Here is an 18,549-nt window from a genome sequence, read left to right on the forward strand (position 1 = left end):
ACCGCTAGTGCACCACCGGCGCCGTCAGCATGCCCGACTTGGATTCCAGGGTGCAGACCACCGAGCGGTTCCGGTTCTGCCACGATCCGGCCGGCGGGTAGTACACGCCCATCACCAGGTCCGCCGGCATCGTGGTGTCGACGAAGAACCCTGACTGCGCCGTGGTGCAGTACTGGCGGCTCAGCGTGGACAGGGCTTCCTCGCCGGGATAGCTTTCGGACTCCGGCAAGGGCACCACGGCATAGATCTCGTCGGCGTGCGCCACGTCGCACGAGACCTTGGCGATGTCGCTGGTCAGCTTGTCGTAGCCGGTGAAGCACTCGCCTTGCTCGGCCGAGAACACGCTCTCGCCGCCGCCTGACAGCTCGTCGATGGCGGCGTCTTCGCTGCTCGAACCGGAGGAGGTGCCGGCGGTGATGATCACTGTCAGCAGCCACGCACCGCACAGGGCGAGGCCCGCGATGGCCAGGCCGCGGCCGCTGTCGCCGGTGCGCCGGATCTGACGCAGCGCGACGACACCGCAGATCACGCTCAGCAGCAGGCTGATCCCCGGGATCGCCAGCGCGAAGCCGAAGAGCACCTTCAGCAACGGGACGATCGCGAGCACCAGCGAGGCGATGGCGTAACCGTTGGTCTTGCCCGTCGCGGGCGGCGGCTGTGGCGGTGGCGCGTCCTGGTAGCTCGGCCCGGTCGGCTTGGGCGGCAGGACTGAATCGGACATGAGGGTCCCCTGAACTCATTCGTGGAATCCCCCGACCCGGGCATGATCGTAACCAACCGGGCACCGCTCGCGCGACAACGATTCAGGCGAGACCAGCGTCGTGCACCAGGATCGCGACCTGCGTCCGGTTGGCGGCTTCCACTTTGGACATGATGCGCCCCAGGTGGACTTTCACCGTGGCCTGGCTGACGCCGAGCTTCGTGGCGATCACCGCGTTGCTCCAGCCCTCGGCGACGGCCACCGCGACCTCGCGTTCGCGGGAGGTCAGTGCCGCGAGCCGCGCCTGCGCGCTTTCCATGGCCCCGCCTGAGGCGAACTCGCCGAGCAGCCGCCGCGTGACGGCCGGCGACAGCATCGCCTCGCCGCGGTGCACCACGTGCACGGCGCTGACCAGGTCGCGGGGCGGCGTGTCCTTGAGCAGGAACCCGGTGGCGCCGTGGCGCAACGCGGTGTGCACGTACTCGTCGAGGTCGAACGTGGTCAGCACGACGACCGCCGGCGCCTCGGGCAGTGCCGTGACCACGCGGGTCACCTCGAGGCCGTCGACGCCGGGCATCTGGATGTCGGTGAGCACGACGTCGGGCCGGTACTGCGCGACGAGCTCGGCGACGCCGGTGCCGTCGCCCGCCTCGGCGACCACGCGGATCTCCGGGTCCGACTCGAGGATCATCCGGATGCCGCTGCGCACGAGCACCTCGTCGTCCAGCAGCACGACCTTGATCACCGCAGCGTCCTCCTCATCTCACGCCCCGCCGGCGAGCGGGAACACCGCGCGCACCACGTAGTCACCCGAACCGTCGGGACCGACGCGCAGTGCGCCGCCGGCCAGCGTCACGCGCTCGCGCATGCCGATCACGCCGTAGCCCGCGCCGGGCAGGCCCGCCGAGGCGCCGAGCGCGTTGGCGACCTCGACCAGGAGCTTGCCGCTGTCGAGGGACAGCCGGACGCGGATCGGCGCGCCCGGCGCGTGTTTCGCCGCGTTGGTCAGCGCCTCCTGCACGATCCGGTACGCCGCCCGGCCCACCTTCTCCGGCACCTGCGGCAGGGGATCGGGCACCTCGGTGTCGACGTCCGCGCCGGCCGCCGCGAGGTCGCCCGCCAGCTGCGCGACGCCGTCGAGTGTCGGGCTGGGCAGCGCCTTCGGTTCGTTCTCCTCCTCGCGCAGCACCCGCAGGATGTCGCGCAGCTCGGTGAGCGCGGCGGCGCTCGACTCGCGGATCACCTCGGCGAGCCGGGCGGTTTCCTCGTCCCGAGCCCGCACCGTCAGCGCACCGGCTTGCAGCGCGACGATGCTCACGCGGTGGGCCACCACGTCGTGCATCTCGCGCGCGATCCGCCGTCGCTCGGCCGTCACGGCGCGTTCGGCGAGCAGGTCGCGGGTGCGTTCGGCCTGGTCCGCGCGGTCGTGCAGGGCGTCGAGGAGCACCGCGCGCTGGTGCATCCACAGCCCCGCGAGCAGCGGCAGGAGCAGCATCAGGGCCGCGACGAAGCCGACGACCTCCCAGGCCTGCAGGTCGTCGGGCCGGTAGGTGACGAACGTGATCACCAGGTCCGCGGCCACCGCGACCGCCGTCGGCCACTTCGGTCCGCGCTGGGCCGCGACGGTGTAGAGCGAGAAGATCGTGGCGAGCTGTGCCATCGGCGCGAACCAGGCCAGCACCCCCATCGCCAGCATCGTGACGAGCGGGAACCGGCGGCGCAGCAGCAACAGCACCAGCACGGCCACGATCGTGAGCTGCCACAGCGGGTGCCGGGTCACGCCGTTGAGCTCCTCCAGCGTGAGCGCGCCCGCGACGGCGATCGCCAGGCAGGCGTCGAGCAGGAGCAGTCGCACGGCGATCACCGTACGACTTTCCGGTTAGTCCGATCGAGCTGCCCGGCCGATGTGCGCACGGAGTCACTCTCGGCAAGGTTGGCGGCATGGCTAAAACGATCATCAAAACCGCAGCGGTGGCAGGGCTCGCCGCGGTGCTGGCCGCCGGCACCGCGACCGCCGCCACCGCTGATCCGGCGACGCCCGGCGCGCTGAGCGCCGGCGAGCGCCTGTTCCCCGGGCTCGGCAACGGCGGCTACGACGCGCGCGACTACGACGTCTCCCTCGACTACCGGCCGGGCGTGACCACGATGGACGCGACGGTGACGATGCGCGCCGTCGCCACCCAGTCGCTGTCGTCCTTCGGGCTCGACTCGGCCGTCGGTGAGATCCGGACCGTGGAGGTCAACGGCACGGCCGCGAAGTTCGTGGTACAGGGCGAAAAGCTGGTGGTCACGCCCACGCGGCCGGTGCGCAAGGGCATGCCGTTCACGGTGCGGATCGGCTACGTTGCGGACCGGGCGAAGAGCCCGGCCTCGCCCACGGTGAAGGTCCCGCTGCCGCCCGACCTCGCCGAGGCCGTGGGTGTCTGGCAGAACACCCCGGACGGCTTCGCGGTGATGGGGCAGACCGACCGTGAGCACGCGGTTTTCCCGTCCGACGACGTCCCCGGCGACCCGGCCACCTACACCCTGCGGATCACCACCCCGGCCGACGTGCAGGGCGTCGGCAGCGGCACGTTCGTCGGGAAGCACCGCGCGGGCGACCGGGTGACCTCGGTGTTCCGCGTCGACCGGCCCACGGCCACCGACGTCGTGCAACTCGCGGCCGGGCACTTCACCGAGCTCGACCAGGTGGGCCCGCACGGCCTGCCGGTGCGCAGCTACGTGACCACGGCGGCGAAACCGGCCGCGCTCGACACCGCCCGCAAAACCCCGGAGATCATCGCCTGGCTGGAGCAGCGCCTCGGCCGCCCGTACCCGTACGCGAGCGCCGGCACCCTCGGCGTGAACCGCCTCTACGGCGGCGGCCTGGCCCTGGAAACCGCCGCGATGCCGACCTACAGCGCCCTGGCCCTCGAATACCCCAGCGAGGTGTCGACCATGGCGCACGAGCTCACCCACGAGTACTTCGGCGACGCCGTGCCCGTGCGCCACTGGGACGACATGTGGCTCAGCGAGGGTCACGCCACCTTCTACCAGGATCTCTACGACTCCGAGCACGGTGGCCAGCCGTTCGACGAGAAGGCGAAGTCCGGCTACGAGCAGAACAACGAGATCCTGAAGCAGAACGGCCCGGTCGCCCGGCAGTCCTCCGCCACGGGCGTCATGTTCGGCACCGACCTCGGCGGCAAGCTCACGCTGTACGCGCTGCGCAGCCTCGTCGGCCCGGCGACCTTCGACCGCATCGAACGCACCTTCTTCGACGAGTTCCAAGGCCGCCCGGCCGCGACGCAGGACTACGTCGCCGTGGCCGAACGCGTCTCGGGCCGCGACCTGGGCGCGTTCTTCCACGACTGGCTGTACGGCTCCACCACCCCGGCCATGCCGGGCCACCCGGATTGGAAGGCGTGAGATGGCCGGCGACCTGGACTGGTGAAGCTCAGACGGCTGCCGCGGTGGCCTTCTGGGAGGGCTTCAGCACCTTCTCCGCGAAGAAGCCGAAGAACAGGCCCAGCGTGAGCCACAGCGTCACCTGTGTACCGACGGACGCGGTGCGGAAGCTCCACAGCGTGGACGCCGGGAAGGTCGGCGGCACCTCGTCGATGACCGGCATCAGCCACGTGACCACGGCCATCACCACGACGTAGCCGGCGCAGGCCAGCAGGCCGCCGCGCCAGGCACCGAGGTGGTCGGCGAGCTTGCGGCCGAACACGGTGGCGAGGATGCCCGCGAGCAGGGAGACGGCGACGAAGCCGAAGTACAGCTCGGTGCGTTGCCCGATGGTGCCCGGCTGGCCCACCGCGGGCGGGTTGGCCGGGTACTTGAGGAACGGCACGAAGAACACCACGCCGAACGCGCCCGCGGTGAGCAGCGCCGTGGTCACGCGGGGGCGCAGCGACCCGATGCGGCCGTAGACGAACGCGAAGGCCAGCGAGAACAGCCCGCCGATGGCGACGCCGTACACGAGCACGCCGGTCAGCAGGCCGACGGTGCTCTGGATGTCGCGCGGCACGAGCTCTTCCTCGGGCTGCTCGGCGTCACCGGTGCCCTGGCCGGCGGCCGGGTCGTGGACGTGGGAGTGCTCCGCGGAGCCGGCCTCCTCGATGCCGATGGCGCTGTTGACCGACGGCTCGCCGAACAGGTACGCGAAGACGAACGCGAGCACGCCGGCGATCAGGCCCGCGAGCATGCCGCGGACCAGCAGGGACCTCATCACGGTGGTTCGCCCGCCTCAGTGGCAGGGGAACGCGAGCAGGTGCCGGCCGTCGTGCACGAACTCGTGCACGTACATGTTGGCGAACACCGCGGTGGCGCCCTGTTCGGCGCTCACGAAGTAGAGGGCGATGAGAGCGAGCAGGCCCACCAGCACGGCCCACGGAACGATCTGGCGAACGGGGATCCGGACGGGGATCGGTGTGGCGACGGCGGGTGCGGCGGGCGTGGTCACTGTGCCTCCTCGGGCTTTTCGCGGCCTATCGGGAGCGGTACGACGGGTCCGGGTCTGGCTTCCCCCCGAAAGTGCTTCGAGGGGTCACAGTGGCGCGACCGCGCGGATTCTCACCGCGTTCCGAACTCGTCGTCTGGCTGACCGAGCGTAGGTTGCTGTGCTACCGCCAGTCAATGTCACATCGATGTGAGGTGCTCGATGTGACAATCGCGGCATGGCTGAATTGGTGGCGGCATTGGACGTGGGCGGCACGACCGTGAAGGCGGCCCTGCTCGACGCGGACCTCAACGCGCTCGCGACGACCCGGGTACCCACGGCGAAGAGCGCGGACGGAACGGCGCTGGCCGAGCAGGTGGCCGAGATCGTTTCCTCGCTCGCGGAACAGGCCGGCACGGGTTCGCCGGGCGCCGTCGGGGTCGTGGTGCCGGGCATCGTCGACGAAGAGGCGCGCGTCGCCCGGTTCTCGGCCAACCTCGACTGGCGCGATGTCCCGTTCGGCGACCTGCTGGAGAACCGCCTGGGACTGCCGGTGGCGTTCGGCCACGACGTGAGCGCCGGTGGGCTGGCGGAGTTCCGTGTGGGCGCGGGGAAGGGCTGCACCGACGCGGCGTTCGTCGCCATCGGCACGGGCATCGCGGCCGCCCTGCTGCTCGACGGGCGCCTCTACCGGGCCCACGGGCTGGCCGGTGAGGTCGGTCACATCGACGTGGGCCACCGCATCGTCTGCGGCTGCGGCGCCACGGGCTGTCTGGAGGCGATCTCCTCGGCGTCGGCCATCGCGCGCCGCTACACCGAACGGACCGGTCGCCCGGCCGACGGCGCGCAGCCCGTGGTCGACGCCGCGCGCCACGGTGACGAAGCCGCGGTCGCCGTGGTGTCCGACGCGCTCGACGGCCTCGGCCACGGCCTGCGGACGTTGCTGACGCTGCTCGCGCCGGAGGTGATCGTGCTCGGCGGCGGCCTGTTCACCGCGGCCGACTACGTGCTCGACCCGGTGCGCGACTACCTGGCTTCGGCGCTGACTTTCCAGCGGATGCCGGAACTGCGGGTGGCTTCGCTGGGTGACGAGGCCGGACGGCTGGGCGCCGGACTCCTGGCGCTGGACCGGCTGCACGACCGCTGACGGCTCGCCGCGTGCGGCCGCGCGGGCCCGCGCCCGAAAACGGGCGGGTGCGGCGCCGTTGCCGCACCCGCCCGCAGCCCGGGAGGGGTCGTGGCGGGCGCAGCAACGCTGGTGCGCCCACCACGGGGTCAGGAGATCGGCCGGTCGGTCGGCGCGATCGGGGCCGGGAGGAAGGCCCGGCCGGTGAGGAAGGCGTCGACGCCGGCGGCGCAGGAGCGGCCCTCGGCGATGGCCCAGACGATCAGCGACTGGCCGCGGCCCATGTCGCCGGCGACGAAGACGTTGTCGACGCTCGTGCGGAAGTCCTTGTCGCGCGCGACGTTGCCGCGTTGGTCGAGGTCGACGCCGAGGTCTTCCAGCAGGCCCGACTGCTGCGGGCCGACGAAACCCATGGCCAGCAGCACGAGCTGCGCGGGCAGCTCGGTCTCGGTGCCTTCGACGGGCACGAACTTGCCGCCCTCGTTGCGCACCTCCACCAGGCGGAGCGCGCGGACGCGGCCGTCGGCGTCGGCCACGAACTCCTGCGTGTTCACCGAATACAGGCGCTCGCCGCCCTCCTCGTGGGCCGAGCTGACGCGGTAGATCATCGGGTACGTCGGCCACGGGTGCGCGTCCGAACGGGATTCCGGCGGCCGCGGCATGATCTCCAGCTGGGTCACGGAGCGAGCGCCCTGGCGGTGGGCCGTGCCGACGCAGTCCGCGCCCGTGTCGCCGCCGCCGATGACCACGACGTCCAGGCCCTCGGCGGAGTACTCGACCTCCTCCAGATCACCCGAGGCGACGCGGTTGGCCGGCGGCAGGAACTCCATCGCCTGCAGGATGCCGTCGTGCTCGCGGCCGTCGATCGGCAGGTCGCGCCACGCGGTCGCGCCGCCGGCGAGCACCACCGCGTCGTGGTTCGCGCGCAGCTCCTCGACGGTGACGTCCACGCCGACGTTCACCGACGTCCGGAACTCCGTGCCCTCGGCCCGCATCTGGTCGAGCCGGCGGTCGAGGCGGAACTTCTCCATCTTGAACTCCGGGATGCCGAAGCGCAGCAGCCCGCCGATCTTGTCGGCCCGCTCGTAGACCACCACGCTGTGGCCTGCTCGCGTGAGCTGCTGCGCCGCGGCGAGCCCGGACGGCCCCGACCCGACGACGGCGACCTTCTTGCCCGTCTTCGCCACCGGGATCTGCGGCGTGACCCAGCCTTCGGCGAAGGCCCGGTCGATGATGGAGATCTCGACGCGCTTGATCGTCACCGGGTCGTCGTTGATGCCGAGCACGCACGCGGTCTCGCACGGCGCCGGGCACAGCGTGCCGGTGAACTCCGGGAAGTTGTTGGTCGCGTGCAGCCGCTCGGCCGCCTCGCGCCAGTCTTCCCGCCACACCAAGGTGTTCCACTCGGGAATCAGGTTCCCGAGCGGACAACCCTGGTGGCAGAAGGGGATACCGCAGTCCATGCACCGCCCGGCCTGCTTCTCCAGCTTGGTCGACGCGAAGTCCTCGTAGACCTCACGCCAGTCCATCAGCCGCAGATCCACCGGACGGCGCTTCGGTTCTTCCCGGGTGGTGGTCAGAAAGCCCTTGGGGTCAGCCATGTGCGGCCTCCATGATCGCCTCGTTCACGTCGCGCCCATCACGCTCGGCCTGAACCTGAGCGGCGAGCACGCGCTTGTAGTCCTTCGGCATGACCTTGCCGAACCGGTCGACGGCGGCGTCCCAGTCGGCGAGCAGCTCGCGCGCCACAGCGGACTCCGTCTCGTTGTAGTGCTTCTCCACGGTCTCGCGCAGGAAGTCGGTGTCGTCGGCGTCGAGCGGGTCGATGTCGACCATCTCCGGGTTCACGCGGTGCGCCGGCAGGTCGAGCACGTAGGCGATGCCGCCGGACATACCGGCCGCGAAGTTGCGCCCGACGCCGCCGAGCACCACCATGCGCCCGCCCGTCATGTACTCGCCGCCGTGGTCGCCCACGCCCTCGACGACGGCCAGCGCGCCCGAGTTGCGCACGCAGAACCGTTCGCCGACCTTGCCGCGGATGAAGATCTCGCCGCTCGTGGCGCCGTAGGCGATCACGTTGCCCGCGATGATGTGCTCCTCCGCCGCGAACGAGACCTCCTTCGGCGGCCGCACGATCAGCCGTCCGCCCGAGAGACCCTTGCCGACGTAGTCGTTGCCGTCGCCGATGAGCCGCAGCGTGATGCCCTTCGGCACGAACGCGCCGAAGGACTGGCCCGCGGTGCCGGTGAACGTCACGTCGATCGTGTCGTCCGGCAGGCCCTCGCCGCCCCACTTCTTCGTGAGCTCCGAGCCCAGCATCGTGCCGACGGTGCGGTTGACGTTGCGCACCGGCAGTTCCAGCCGCACCTTGTCACCCGAGGAAAGCGCGCCCTCCGCGAGCTGGATCAGCGTGTTGTCCAATGCCTTGTCGAGCCCGTGGTCCTGCTTCACGGTCTGGTGGCGCGCCGCGCGCGGGGCCAGCTCCGGCACGTGGAAGATCGGCGACAGGTCGAGCCCGGCCGCCTTCCAGTGCTCCACGGCCTTGCGCTTGTCGAGCATCTCGGCATGACCCACGGCCTCGGCGATGGACCGGAAACCCAGCTCCGCCAGGTACTCCCGCACCTCCTGCGCGATGAACTCGAAGAAGTTCACCACGTACTCGGCCTTGCCGCTGAACTTCTCGCGCAGCTTGGGGTTCTGCGTCGCGACGCCCACCGGGCAGGTGTCGAGGTGGCACACGCGCATCATGATGCAGCCCGAAACCACCAGCGGCGCGGTCGCGAAGCCGAACTCCTCGGCGCCGAGCAGGGCGGCGATCACGACGTCGCGGCCGGTCTTGAGCTGGCCGTCGGTCTGCACCACGATGCGGTCGCGCAGCCGGTTGGCCAGCAGCGTCTGCTGTGTCTCGGCCAGGCCCAGCTCCCACGGACCGCCCGCGTGCTTGATCGACGACAGCGGCGAGGCACCCGTGCCGCCGTCGTGGCCCGAGATGAGCACCACGTCGGCGTGCGCCTTGGACACGCCCGCCGCGACCGTGCCGACGCCGACCTCGGACACGAGCTTCACGTGGATGCGCGCGGCCGGGTTGGCGTTCTTGAGGTCGTGGATCAGCTGGGCGAGGTCCTCGATCGAGTAGATGTCGTGGTGCGGCGGCGGCGAAATGAGGCCGACGCCCGGCGTCGAGTACCGCGTCTTCGCGATCCACGGGTACACCTTCGCGCCGGGCAGCTGCCCGCCCTCGCCGGGCTTCGCGCCCTGCGCCATCTTGATCTGGATGTCGTCGGCGTTCACGAGGTACTCGCTCGTGACACCGAAGCGGCCGGAAGCGACCTGCTTGACCGCGGAGCGGCGTTCGGGGTCGTAGAGCCGTTCGGCGTCCTCGCCGCCCTCGCCGGTGTTGGACTTGCCGCCGAGGCGGTTCATCGCGATCGCCAGCGTCTGGTGCATCTCCATCGAGATCGAGCCGTAGGAGATGGCGCCGGTCGCGAAGCGCTTCACGATCTCCGAGACGGGTTCGACCTCCTCGATCGGCACGGGCGGGCGTTCGCCGGTCTTGAAGTCGAACAGCCCGCGCAGCGTCTGCAGCTTCTCGGACTGGTCGTTGACGGCCTTCGTGTACTCCTTGAAGACCTCGTACTTCCCGCTGCGCGTGGAGTGCTGGAGCTTGAACACCGTCTGCGGGTTGAACAGGTGCGGCTCGCCTTCGCGGCGCCACTGGTAGTCCGAGCCGGTCTCCAGCTCCCGGTGGCTCGCGCGTACGCCGTCGGCCGGGAACGCGCGGCGGTGGCGTTGCTCGACCTCGTCGGCGATGGTGTCGAACCCGACGCCGCCCAGCCGCGAGGTGGTGGCGGTGAAACAGGTGTCGACGATGTCGGCACCCAGGCCGACGGCTTCGAAGATCTGCGCACCGGTGTAGGACGCGACCGTCGAGACGCCCATTTTGGACATCGTCTTGCGCACGCCCTTGCCGAGTGCCTTGATCAGGTTCGCGGTCGCCTGCTTCGCCGTGACGCCCGGGATCAGGCCCTGGTGGGCCATCTCCTCGACCGTCGCCATCGCGAGGTACGGGTTGACCGCGGCCGCGCCGTAGCCGACCAGCAGCGCGATGTGGTGCACCTCGCGCGCGTCGCCGGCCTCGACGATGAGGCCCACCTGCGTACGCGTCTTCTCCCGCACGAGGTGGTGGTGCACGGCACCGGTCAGCAGCAGCGACGGGATGGCCGCGTGGTTTTCGTCGACACCGCGGTCGGACAGCACGATCAGCCGCGCGCCGTCCTCGATGGCCTCCGACACCTCGGCCCGGATCTCGTCGAGCCGCTGCACGAGCGCTTCGCCGCCTCCGTGGACGTTGTAGCGGCCGAGCACCGTGACGGCCTGGAACTCGGGCAGGTTTCCGTCGTCGTTGACGTGCACCAGCTTGGCGAGCTGGTCGTTGTCCAGCACCGGGAACGGCAGCACGATGCGCCGGCACGAAGCCGCGTCGGCCACGAGCAGGTTCGGTTCGGCGCCGACCTGCGTGCCGAGCGCCGTGATCAGCTCTTCCCGGATCGAGTCCAGCGGCGGGTTCGTGACCTGCGCGAAGAGCTGGATGAAGTAGTCGAACAACGGCCGCGAACCCGACGACAGCGGCGCGAGCGGGGAGTCGTTGCCCATCGAGCCGATCGGCTCCGCGCCGGTGCGGGCCATCGGTTCGAGGATCGTCTCGAGCTCTTCCTCGGTGTAGCCGAAGGACTGCTGACGCCGCACGAGCGCGGCGTGCAGCGGCACCTCGCGGTCGCGCTCGGGGAGTTCTTCCAGGCGCAGCAGGCCGTTCTCCACCCACTCGTCGTACGGGTGCGCGGTGGCGAGCTCGCCCTTGATCTCCTCGTCCTCGATGATCCGGCCCTCGACGGTGTCGACGAGGAACATGCGGCCCGGCTCCAGCCGGCCCTTGCGCACGATCGTCGACTGGTCCAGTTCGAGCACACCGACTTCGGAGGCGAGCACGACGAGGCCGTCGTCGGTGACCCAGTAGCGGCCGGGGCGCAGGCCGTTGCGGTCGAGGACCGCGCCGATCTGCGCGCCGTCGGTGAACGCCACCAGCGCCGGTCCGTCCCACGGCTCCATGAGCGTGGAGTGGAACTCGTAGAAGGCGCGGCGCGCGGGGTCCATTTCCTGGTGGTTCTCCCAGGCCTCGGGAATCATCATGAGGACCGAGTGCGGGAGCGAACGGCCGCCGAGGTGCAGCAGTTCGAGCACCTCGTCGAACGAGGCGGAGTCGCTCGCGCCGCGCGTGATGACGGGGTAGATGCGCTTGAGGTCGCCGGGGATGAGGTCCGTCTCCAGCAGCGCCTCGCGGGCGTCCATCCAGTTGCGGTTGCCCTTGAGGGTGTTGATCTCGCCGTTGTGCGCCACGTAGCGGTACGGGTGCGCGAGCGGCCACGACGGGAAGGTGTTGGTGGAGAAGCGGGAGTGCACGAGGCCGATGGCGCTCGTCACACGCTCGTCGGTCAGGTCGAGGAAGAACCGCTCGACCTGGTCCTCGGTGAGCATTCCTTTGTAGACGATCGTGCGCGAGGACAGCGACGGGAAGTACACGTCGTCCTCGGCCAGCTCGTGCTCGGCGCGCTTGCGCACGCAGAAGGCCGACCGCTCCAGCCCGAGGCCGTCGCGGTTGTGCCGGCGCCCGGCCAGGAACAGCTGCGTGAAGTGCGGCCGCGTCTCGGCGGCGGTGGGCCCGCAGTGCGCGGTGTCCACGGGCACCTCGCGCCAGCCGACCACGCGCATGTCCTCCTCGGCGGCGATCCGCTCGATGGTGGTCATGGCCCGCCCGCGGCGCTTCTCGTCGCGGGGCAGGAAGGCGGTGCCGACGGCGTACGCGCCCTCTTCGGGCAGCGGGAAGTCCACGACCTCGCGGAAGAACGCGTCGGGCACCTGGATCAGCAGTCCGGCGCCGTCGCCGGTGTCGGGTTCGGCGCCGCGCGCCCCGCGATGCTCCAGGTTCCGCAGTGCGACCAGGGCTTTCGCCACGATCTGATGATCTCGGCGACCGGCGAGATCGGCGACGAAGGCGACTCCGCAGGCGTCGTGCTCATACGCGGGGTCGTACAAACCGGTCGAACCGGCAGTGGAACGGTGGGTCACGGCTGGCCGCCTCCCAAGGCGTTGGCGCGACCGGTACTCACTCCATCGGGTGGTTCGACACTGAACCGGTTAACGAAGTGGTCCGGAACCGCGATGGTCAGTCGAGAAGGGGGAACCGCCCTGGAAGCCGGCTCGGTCGACATCGACCGGGCTGCGGCAGGGGCGGTTCCGGGTATACAGCCGCACGGCACTGGGCGGCCACAAGTTACGTCAGCGCTGCGTTCTCCGCCAGTGTGATCTCTGACGGGCAGCGCTGTTGTTCTCGTCGGTGCAGCAGTCTTTTCGGTGGTGCAGCGGTTCGCTGCGACTGCGCACGCGCCGTTCGGTCAGCCTGTGTGGTGGGGGGCCGGCCGGGCGCGTGGTGTTACTCCCGGGTTCTCCGGGTCTTATGACGATAGTGTGAATTCGCTGTGTTCGACATATGTCGTTGCGCCCGGGTGGGAAATGCCACGCTTACGTTGACGGCCCCCGGGGTATGCCCATATGTCGGGCCACGTCTCCCGGCCACTGGTCAGTAGCCTCGCTGACCTGCATAAACGCCTGCGCGGGTCGCGGCTTGTGCCGCGGGTGGAGCTGGTTGACTGGACCGATGAGGCGAACCGTCGATGGCTGATCGTTATCTCTCCGTGGCGAGCCCGGTACTGCACGAGATCGAGATCAAGCGCTCCCGGTTCCTCTGCGCGCTCGCTCCGGTGGGCGACGAGGCCGCGGCGCGGGCCGTGATCGCGGCCCGGCGCAAGGCCGAACCGGCGGCGCGCCACCACTGCCACGCCTTCGTGCTCGGCGCGGACGGCCGCACCCAGCGCTCCAGCGACGACGGCGAACCCGCCGGCACCGCGGGCGTCCCCATGCTGGAGGTGCTGCGCCGCCGCGAGGTGACCGACACGGTCGCCGTGGTGTCGCGGTACTTCGGTGGCGTGCTGCTCGGTGCGGGAGGTTTGATCCGTGCCTACGGCCAGGCGGTGTCCGACGCGCTGGACGCCGCGGCCGTGGTCGAGTACCGGCGCCTGCTGCTGTTCGACGTCGAGGTGGACTACACCCGCTCGGGCCGGCTGGAGAACGACCTGCGTGCTTCGCCGTATGTGTTGCACGACACCCGGTTCGAGGCGTCGGCGCACTTCGAGGTCGGCCTGGCTCCCGGCGAGGAACCGGCGTTCGCCGCCTGGCTCGCCGATCTGACCGGCGGGACGGCGGAGGCTGTCGAACTCGGGGAGGAATGGGTGCGTTCCTGACGGGCGCCTCCGGTGCGGAACCGCCGTGGGGCGCCAGGAATCGCGCTCGGTGCGCGACCCGGCTCAGGCGGCCGTGACCGCTCCGGAGCGCGTGGCTTCGTTGAGCGCCACCATCCCGGCCGCGGTCAGCACGGCCAGCACCAGTTCGCCGCACGGCCCTTCGGCCGCGGCCTCGATGAACCCGCGCCGCACGAGGCGACGGGTGGTGGCCTGGTCGCAGCAGCTCAACCCGTCGACGAACAGGTCTGGCTCGCAGCTGCAGCTGATCTCGGCCCGCCCCGATGCGACGGCTCTCAGGGTGGCCCGCTCGCGGTGGTTCAGCTCGCCCGACTGTTCATCCGGCATCGCGGTGCCTCCTTCCTTCGCTGCTCCAGTAGAACCCGGACCACCGACAGTTTCCGTCGGAGAAGACCCGATGTCGTGCATTTCACGTGTTCTCTGGGGTGATGTCGCGACTTTCAAGGGGTCACCGGCAGTGGCTCCACAGTGGTCTTGCGCAGGTGCCGGAAGATGATCGACGAGCGGAACCCGACCACTTCCTTGCGCAGCGCCAGCCGGTCGGTGAGGAACGCGTGCAGCTCGTCGATGTCGCGCACCGCCACGTGGATGAGGAAATCGTCGCTGCCGGCCGCGACGAACACCGAGAGCACCTCGGGCAGCCGCGTCATCGAGTGCTGGAACGAGTCGATCACCGTGCGGCTGAGCGGACGGACCTGTGCCGAGACCATCGCCTGCACGCCGCGGCCGAGGCTCGGCAGGTCGACGTCGGCGTGGTAGCCGCGGATCACCCCGCGTTCGCGCAGCAGCCGCGTGCGCTCCAGGCAGGTCGACGGAGCGATCCCGACTTTGCGGGCGATGTCCCGGTTGGTCTGGCGAGCGTCCTCCTGCAGGTGCCGCACGATCGCCGAATCAAGTTCGTCCACCACGCTCACGTCCCTTCGGCTGCCGAATTTCGTTCGCCGGACCGGTCGGATCGGCGCTCATCAGCTTACGTTCGGCGCTGATCAGTGACCTTCCTCCGAAAGGATCCGTGATGACCGAACGGCTGCCCTGGGACCACGAACGCCTCGCCGTCCGGCGTGGCCGCCGCTCCGGAGTGACCACGATGGTCGCGATCCACTCGACGGTGCTCGGCCCGGCCGCCGGCGGCTGCCGGATGCGGCAGTACCCGAGCCTCGACGAGGCCGAGCGGGACGTCCTGCGGCTCTCGGCCGCGATGTCGGCCAAGTGCGCGGTGGCGGGCCTGGCGATCGGCGGCGCCAAGAGCGTGATCGCGCTGGAGCAGGGACAGCGCCTGACCCCCGCCGAGCGTCGCGCGGTGCTGCTCGACCACGCCGAGCTGATCGAGTCGCTCGACGGTGCCTACCTGGCCGGCCCCGACGTCGGTACCGGGCCCGAGGACATGCTGGTCCTGCGCGAGGGGACCCGGCATGTGTTCTGCCTCCCCGAGTCCGCCGGCGGCATCGGCTCGTCGAGCGGCCCGACCGCCGACGGGGTGCTCGCCGCGCTGCGAGCCGCGGTGACGGCGGTTTTCGGCGCCGCGGACCTGGCCCGCCGCCGCGTTGTCGTGGCGGGTTTCGGTGCCGTCGGCCGGCCCCTCGCCCTGGGGCTGGCGGAAGCCGGCGCGGACGTGGTCGTGTCGGACGTCGACCCGCGCGCCCGCGAGGACGCCCGGTGGCTCGGGTACGGCTGGGCCGAGCCGGGCGAGGCGCTGGCCCGCCCCGCCGACGTCGTGGTGCCCGCCGCCGTGGGTGGGGTTCTCGCCGCGGACACGGCGCTCGCGGCGCCGCTGGTCGTCGGCCCGGCCAACAACCAGCTCGTGTCCGACGATGTCGCCGACGCGCTCGCGGCCCGGGGGGTGACCTGGGTGCCCGACTACGTCGCGAGTGCCGGCGGGGTCGTCTACACGGTGGCGCGCGAGATCGAGGGGCTCGACCACGCCGCGGCGGCCGCGCGGGTGGCGGGGATCGGCGACGTGGTCTCGCGCTTGTTGTCCGATTCCGCCGAGCACGGCACCACTCCGCTCGCCGAGGCCGCCGCGCTGACCCGGCGCCGGATTTCAGGGGTGCGTCCGACCGCCGGCTGAGGCGTTGTCTTGAATGGAGGGCGTGCGAATCCTCAGCGACACCGCCACGCTGGCGCTCTACACCACCGACGCGTCGAACTACCGCCACGTGCCGCTCGGCGTGGTGCTGCCGGAGACGGTGGACGAAGTGGTCGCTGCCGTGACGGCCGCGCGGGAGCGCGGGGCGCCGCTGGTGCCGCGCGGCGGGGGCACGAGTGTCGCCGGCAACTCGTGCGGGCCGGGGATCGTGGTCGACACGTCACGGCACGTGCGCGGGGTCGAGTGGATCGATCCCGAAACGCGGCTCGCGCGCGTGGCGCCCGGCACGGTGCTCGACGACCTGCAGGCCGTCGCCGCGCCGCACGGGCTGCGGTTCGGGCCGGACCCGTCCACGCACAGCCGGTGCACGATCGGCGGCATGATCGGCAACAACGCCTGCGGTTCGCACTCCGTGGCGTGGGGCCGGACCGTCGACGTCGTGCGGGAGCTCGACGTGCTGCTGTACGACGGCACGCGGCTCACGGTCGGGCCGACGTCACCGTCCGAAGTGGACGCCCGAGCGGCGCGGCCGGGCACCGAGGGACGGGTGTTCACCGAGTTGCGTTCGCTGGTGCGCGACAACCTCGCCGTGCTGCGCACCGAGCTGTCCAGCTTCTCCCGGCGGGTGTCCGGTTACGGGCTGGAGCACCTGCTGCCGGAGAACGGGTTCGACGTCGCCAAGGCACTGGTCGGCAGCGAGGGCACGTGCGTGACGGTGCTGGGGGCGACCGTGGCGCTCGCCGAGCTGCCGAAGCACCGGGTGCTGGCGGTGCTGGGTTTTCCGTCCGACATCGACGCGGCCGACGCGGTGCCGGGGATCCTGCCGTGGTCGCCGCTGACCGTCGAGGGCGTGGACGCGGAGCTCGTCGCGATGCTGGAACCCGGGCGGGCGCAAGGACTTCCTCCCGGCGGAGCATGGCTTTTCGTGGAGCTGGCGGGTTCGTCGCCGGCCGAAGCGGCTGCGCGGGCGCGGGAGCTGGCGGCTTCGCTGGGCGGCGCGCTCACGGGTTCGGTGGTGCTGGACGATCCCGCGGCGCAGCGCCGGCTGTGGCGGATCCGTGAGGAAGGCGCGGGGCTGGCCACGCGGCTGGCCGACGGCGCGGAAGCCTGGCCCGGCTGGGAGGACGCCGCGGTGCCGCCCGAGCAGCTCGGCTCGTACCTGCGGGGGTTCAAGGAGCTGATGCGTGAGCACGGTCGCCGCAGTGTGGTCTACGGCCACTACGGCGAGGGCTGTCTGCACCTGCGGCTCGACTTCGACCTGCTTTCCACGCCGGGCAAGGCGCAGTTCCGGAAGTTCCTGGAGCAGGCCGCGGATCTCGTCGCCGCGCACGGCGGATCGCTGTCGGGGGAACACGGCGACGGGCAGGCGCGGTCGGAATTGCTGGGCCGCATGTACAGCCCGGAGATGATGGCGTTGTTCGCTCGGTTCAAGGGGATCTTCGACCCGGACGGCCGGATGAACCCCGGCATCATCGTGGACCCGCGGCCGGTGGACGCGGACCTGCGCGTGCGCCGCGCGCCGCTGGCGCTCGAAGACGTGACGGTGCTCGGTTACCCCGAGGACCGCGGCAGCTTCGGCCAGGCGATGCGCCGCTGCGTCGGCGTCGGGAAATGCCGCAACACCAGCGGTGGTGGCGTGATGTGCCCGAGCTACCGCGCGACGCGCGAAGAACGGCACTCCACGCGCGGACGTGCACATCTGCTGGCCGAGATGGTGAACGGCGAGGTGATCAAGGACGGCTGGGCGTCGGAGGAGGTCGCCGAGGCGCTCGACCTGTGCCTGTCGTGCAAGGGCTGCCTGTCCGACTGCCCGGTGGACGTCGACATGGCCACCTACAAGGCCGAATTCCTGCACCAGCACTACCGCGGGCGACGGCGGCCGGCGTCGCACTACTCGATGGGCTGGCTGCCGATGTGGCTGCGCGCGGTGTCGCTGGCGCCGCGGGTGGCGAACTTCTTCTCCCGCCGCCGCTGGGCCGCGACGCCGTTGAAGAAGCTCGGCGGTATCGCGCCGGAACGCGACCTGCCTTCGTTCGCGACCGTGCCGTTCACGCGGGCCCGCCGCGACCTGCGCCGCTGGGCGACGGGCGAGCGGCGGGTGGTGCTGTGGCCGGACTCGTTCAACAACTACCTCACGCCGGACGTGCTCGAAGCCGCGACCGAGGTGCTCACGGCGGCCGGTTACGACGTGGTCCTGCCCGACCGCGGTGTCTGCTGTGGACTGACGTGGGTGTCGACGGGACAGCTGGACGTGGCCAAACGCGTGCTGCAGCGGACGTTGACCGTGCTGCGGCCGTACCTCGAAGCCGGCTACGAGGTGGCGGGCCTGGAACCGAGCTGCACGGCGCTGTTCCGCGGCGACCTGGCGGCGCTGCTGCCCGGCGACCCCGTCGGCGAGCTGCTGGCCTCGCGGACGCGGACGTTCGCCGAGCTGCTGGCCGACGCGCCGAAGCCGCTGGAGGTGTCGCTCGACGTCGAGACGATCACGCAGGTCCACTGCCACCAGCACGCCGTGCTCGGCTTCGCCGCCGACGAAGCGGCCATGGCGGCGGCGGGCGTGCGCAACACGACGCTGGACTCGGGCTGCTGCGGGCTGGCCGGCAACTTCGGGTTCGAGAAGGGGCACTACGACGTGTCCAAGGCCGTGGCGGAGGACCGCCTGCTGCCGGCCGTGCGGGAGGCCGCGGAGTCCACTGTGGTCCTGTCCGACGGGTTCAGCTGCCGCACGCAGATCGAGCAGGAATCCGGCCGCCAAGCCGTGCACCTGGCGGAACTGCTGCGGCGAGCACTGCGTTAGCCGATCGTGGGCGGCACGCGGATTTATTCCTCGGCGTGTCGAGCCGG

At 71.0% G+C, this 18,549-nt stretch carries 14 protein-coding genes; 5 read left to right on the forward strand and 9 right to left on the reverse strand.

Going from position 1 to position 18,549, the window contains the following annotated elements; translation table 11 throughout:
- Positions 1-4 precede the first annotated feature (4 nt).
- From ACFY1H_RS18485 to ACFY1H_RS18495, 3 genes are all read right to left on the reverse strand, one after another.
- Positions 5-721, reverse strand: a complete 717-nt coding sequence (locus ACFY1H_RS18485; RefSeq protein ID WP_386947711.1) for a DUF4190 domain-containing protein — start codon at positions 719-721, stop codon at positions 5-7.
- An 82-nt stretch (positions 722-803) separates the two neighbouring features.
- Entirely contained in the window at positions 804-1,445 is a 642-nt protein-coding gene (locus ACFY1H_RS18490) for a response regulator (RefSeq protein ID WP_386947713.1), read from the reverse strand.
- Positions 1,446-1,463: 18 nt separating this feature from the next.
- Positions 1,464-2,555 (reverse strand): sensor histidine kinase, encoded by a 1,092-nt coding sequence (locus tag ACFY1H_RS18495; RefSeq protein ID WP_386947714.1) that lies wholly within the window; start codon positions 2,553-2,555, stop codon positions 1,464-1,466.
- 86 nt (positions 2,556-2,641) lie between these two features.
- On the opposite strand from ACFY1H_RS18495, the gene ACFY1H_RS18500 reads away from it, so the two are divergent.
- A complete protein-coding gene (locus ACFY1H_RS18500) occupies positions 2,642-4,108 on the forward strand; it encodes a M1 family metallopeptidase (RefSeq protein WP_386947716.1) in 1,467 nt (488 codons plus the stop codon).
- A gap of 28 nt (positions 4,109-4,136) precedes the next feature.
- On the opposite strand, the gene ACFY1H_RS18505 is transcribed toward ACFY1H_RS18500, so the two are convergent.
- Both ACFY1H_RS18505 and ACFY1H_RS18510 read right to left on the reverse strand, forming a co-directional pair.
- Complete coding sequence (locus ACFY1H_RS18505) at positions 4,137-4,913, reverse strand: CbtA family protein (RefSeq protein ID WP_366582841.1); 777 nt, start codon at positions 4,911-4,913, stop codon at positions 4,137-4,139.
- 15 nt (positions 4,914-4,928) lie between these two features.
- A complete protein-coding gene (locus ACFY1H_RS18510) occupies positions 4,929-5,144 on the reverse strand; it encodes a CbtB-domain containing protein (protein ID WP_255638318.1) in 216 nt (71 codons plus the stop codon).
- Positions 5,145-5,358: 214 nt separating this feature from the next.
- Here ACFY1H_RS18510 and ACFY1H_RS18515 point away from each other — a divergent pair, with 214 nt between their 5' ends.
- Positions 5,359-6,267, forward strand: a complete 909-nt coding sequence (locus tag ACFY1H_RS18515; RefSeq protein WP_386947719.1) for an ROK family protein — start codon at positions 5,359-5,361, stop codon at positions 6,265-6,267.
- A 128-nt stretch (positions 6,268-6,395) separates the two neighbouring features.
- Here the strand turns inward: ACFY1H_RS18515 and ACFY1H_RS18520 are convergent, their stop codons facing one another.
- Together ACFY1H_RS18520 and gltB are read right to left on the reverse strand one after the other, a co-directional pair.
- A complete protein-coding gene (locus tag ACFY1H_RS18520) occupies positions 6,396-7,847 on the reverse strand; it encodes a glutamate synthase subunit beta (protein WP_366582839.1) in 1,452 nt (483 codons plus the stop codon).
- Entirely contained in the window at positions 7,840-12,369 is a 4,530-nt protein-coding gene (gltB, locus tag ACFY1H_RS18525; RefSeq protein ID WP_386947721.1) for a glutamate synthase large subunit, read from the reverse strand. The genes ACFY1H_RS18520 and gltB overlap by 8 nt, the downstream gene beginning before the upstream one ends.
- A gap of 605 nt (positions 12,370-12,974) precedes the next feature.
- Between gltB and ACFY1H_RS18530 the strand changes: the two genes are divergently transcribed.
- Complete coding sequence (locus ACFY1H_RS18530; RefSeq protein WP_386947723.1) at positions 12,975-13,601, forward strand: YigZ family protein; 627 nt, start codon at positions 12,975-12,977, stop codon at positions 13,599-13,601.
- A 63-nt stretch (positions 13,602-13,664) separates the two neighbouring features.
- Here the strand turns inward: ACFY1H_RS18530 and ACFY1H_RS18535 are convergent, their stop codons facing one another.
- Positions 13,665-13,946, reverse strand: coding sequence for a hypothetical protein (locus ACFY1H_RS18535; RefSeq protein WP_386947725.1), 282 nt, complete (start codon positions 13,944-13,946; stop codon positions 13,665-13,667).
- A gap of 113 nt (positions 13,947-14,059) precedes the next feature.
- The gene (locus tag ACFY1H_RS18540; RefSeq protein ID WP_366582990.1) at positions 14,060-14,524 is read right to left on the reverse strand and encodes an Lrp/AsnC family transcriptional regulator; all 465 of its coding nucleotides are present in this window, start codon (positions 14,522-14,524) and stop codon (positions 14,060-14,062) included.
- Between the two features lie 110 nt (positions 14,525-14,634).
- Here ACFY1H_RS18540 and ACFY1H_RS18545 point away from each other — a divergent pair, with 110 nt between their 5' ends.
- Complete coding sequence (locus tag ACFY1H_RS18545) at positions 14,635-15,687, forward strand: Glu/Leu/Phe/Val dehydrogenase dimerization domain-containing protein (protein WP_386947726.1); 1,053 nt, start codon at positions 14,635-14,637, stop codon at positions 15,685-15,687.
- A gap of 22 nt (positions 15,688-15,709) precedes the next feature.
- Positions 15,710-18,502, forward strand: coding sequence for an FAD-binding and (Fe-S)-binding domain-containing protein (locus tag ACFY1H_RS18550; RefSeq protein ID WP_386947727.1), 2,793 nt, complete (start codon positions 15,710-15,712; stop codon positions 18,500-18,502).
- Positions 18,503-18,549: the final 47 nt, after the last annotated feature.

The organism is Amycolatopsis sp. NPDC001319 (assembly GCF_042896185.1).
GTDB lineage: Bacteria > Actinomycetota > Actinomycetes > Mycobacteriales > Pseudonocardiaceae > Amycolatopsis.

Excerpts from the sequence above, each read along its gene's own strand:
- ACFY1H_RS18545 (WP_386947726.1), top strand. The coding sequence starts at position 14,635 with ATGACCGAACGGCTGCCCTGGGACCACGAACGCCTCGCCGTCCGGCGT.
- ACFY1H_RS18535 (WP_386947725.1), bottom strand. The coding sequence starts at position 13,946 with ATGCCGGATGAACAGTCGGGCGAGCTGAACCACCGCGAGCGGGCCACC.
- ACFY1H_RS18515 (WP_386947719.1), top strand. The coding sequence starts at position 5,359 with ATGGCTGAATTGGTGGCGGCATTGGACGTGGGCGGCACGACCGTGAAG.
- ACFY1H_RS18530 (WP_386947723.1), top strand. The coding sequence starts at position 12,975 with ATGGCTGATCGTTATCTCTCCGTGGCGAGCCCGGTACTGCACGAGATC.
- ACFY1H_RS18500 (WP_386947716.1), top strand. The coding sequence starts at position 2,642 with ATGGCTAAAACGATCATCAAAACCGCAGCGGTGGCAGGGCTCGCCGCG.
- ACFY1H_RS18485 (WP_386947711.1), bottom strand. The coding sequence starts at position 721 with ATGTCCGATTCAGTCCTGCCGCCCAAGCCGACCGGGCCGAGCTACCAG.
- ACFY1H_RS18520 (WP_366582839.1), bottom strand. The coding sequence starts at position 7,847 with ATGGCTGACCCCAAGGGCTTTCTGACCACCACCCGGGAAGAACCGAAG.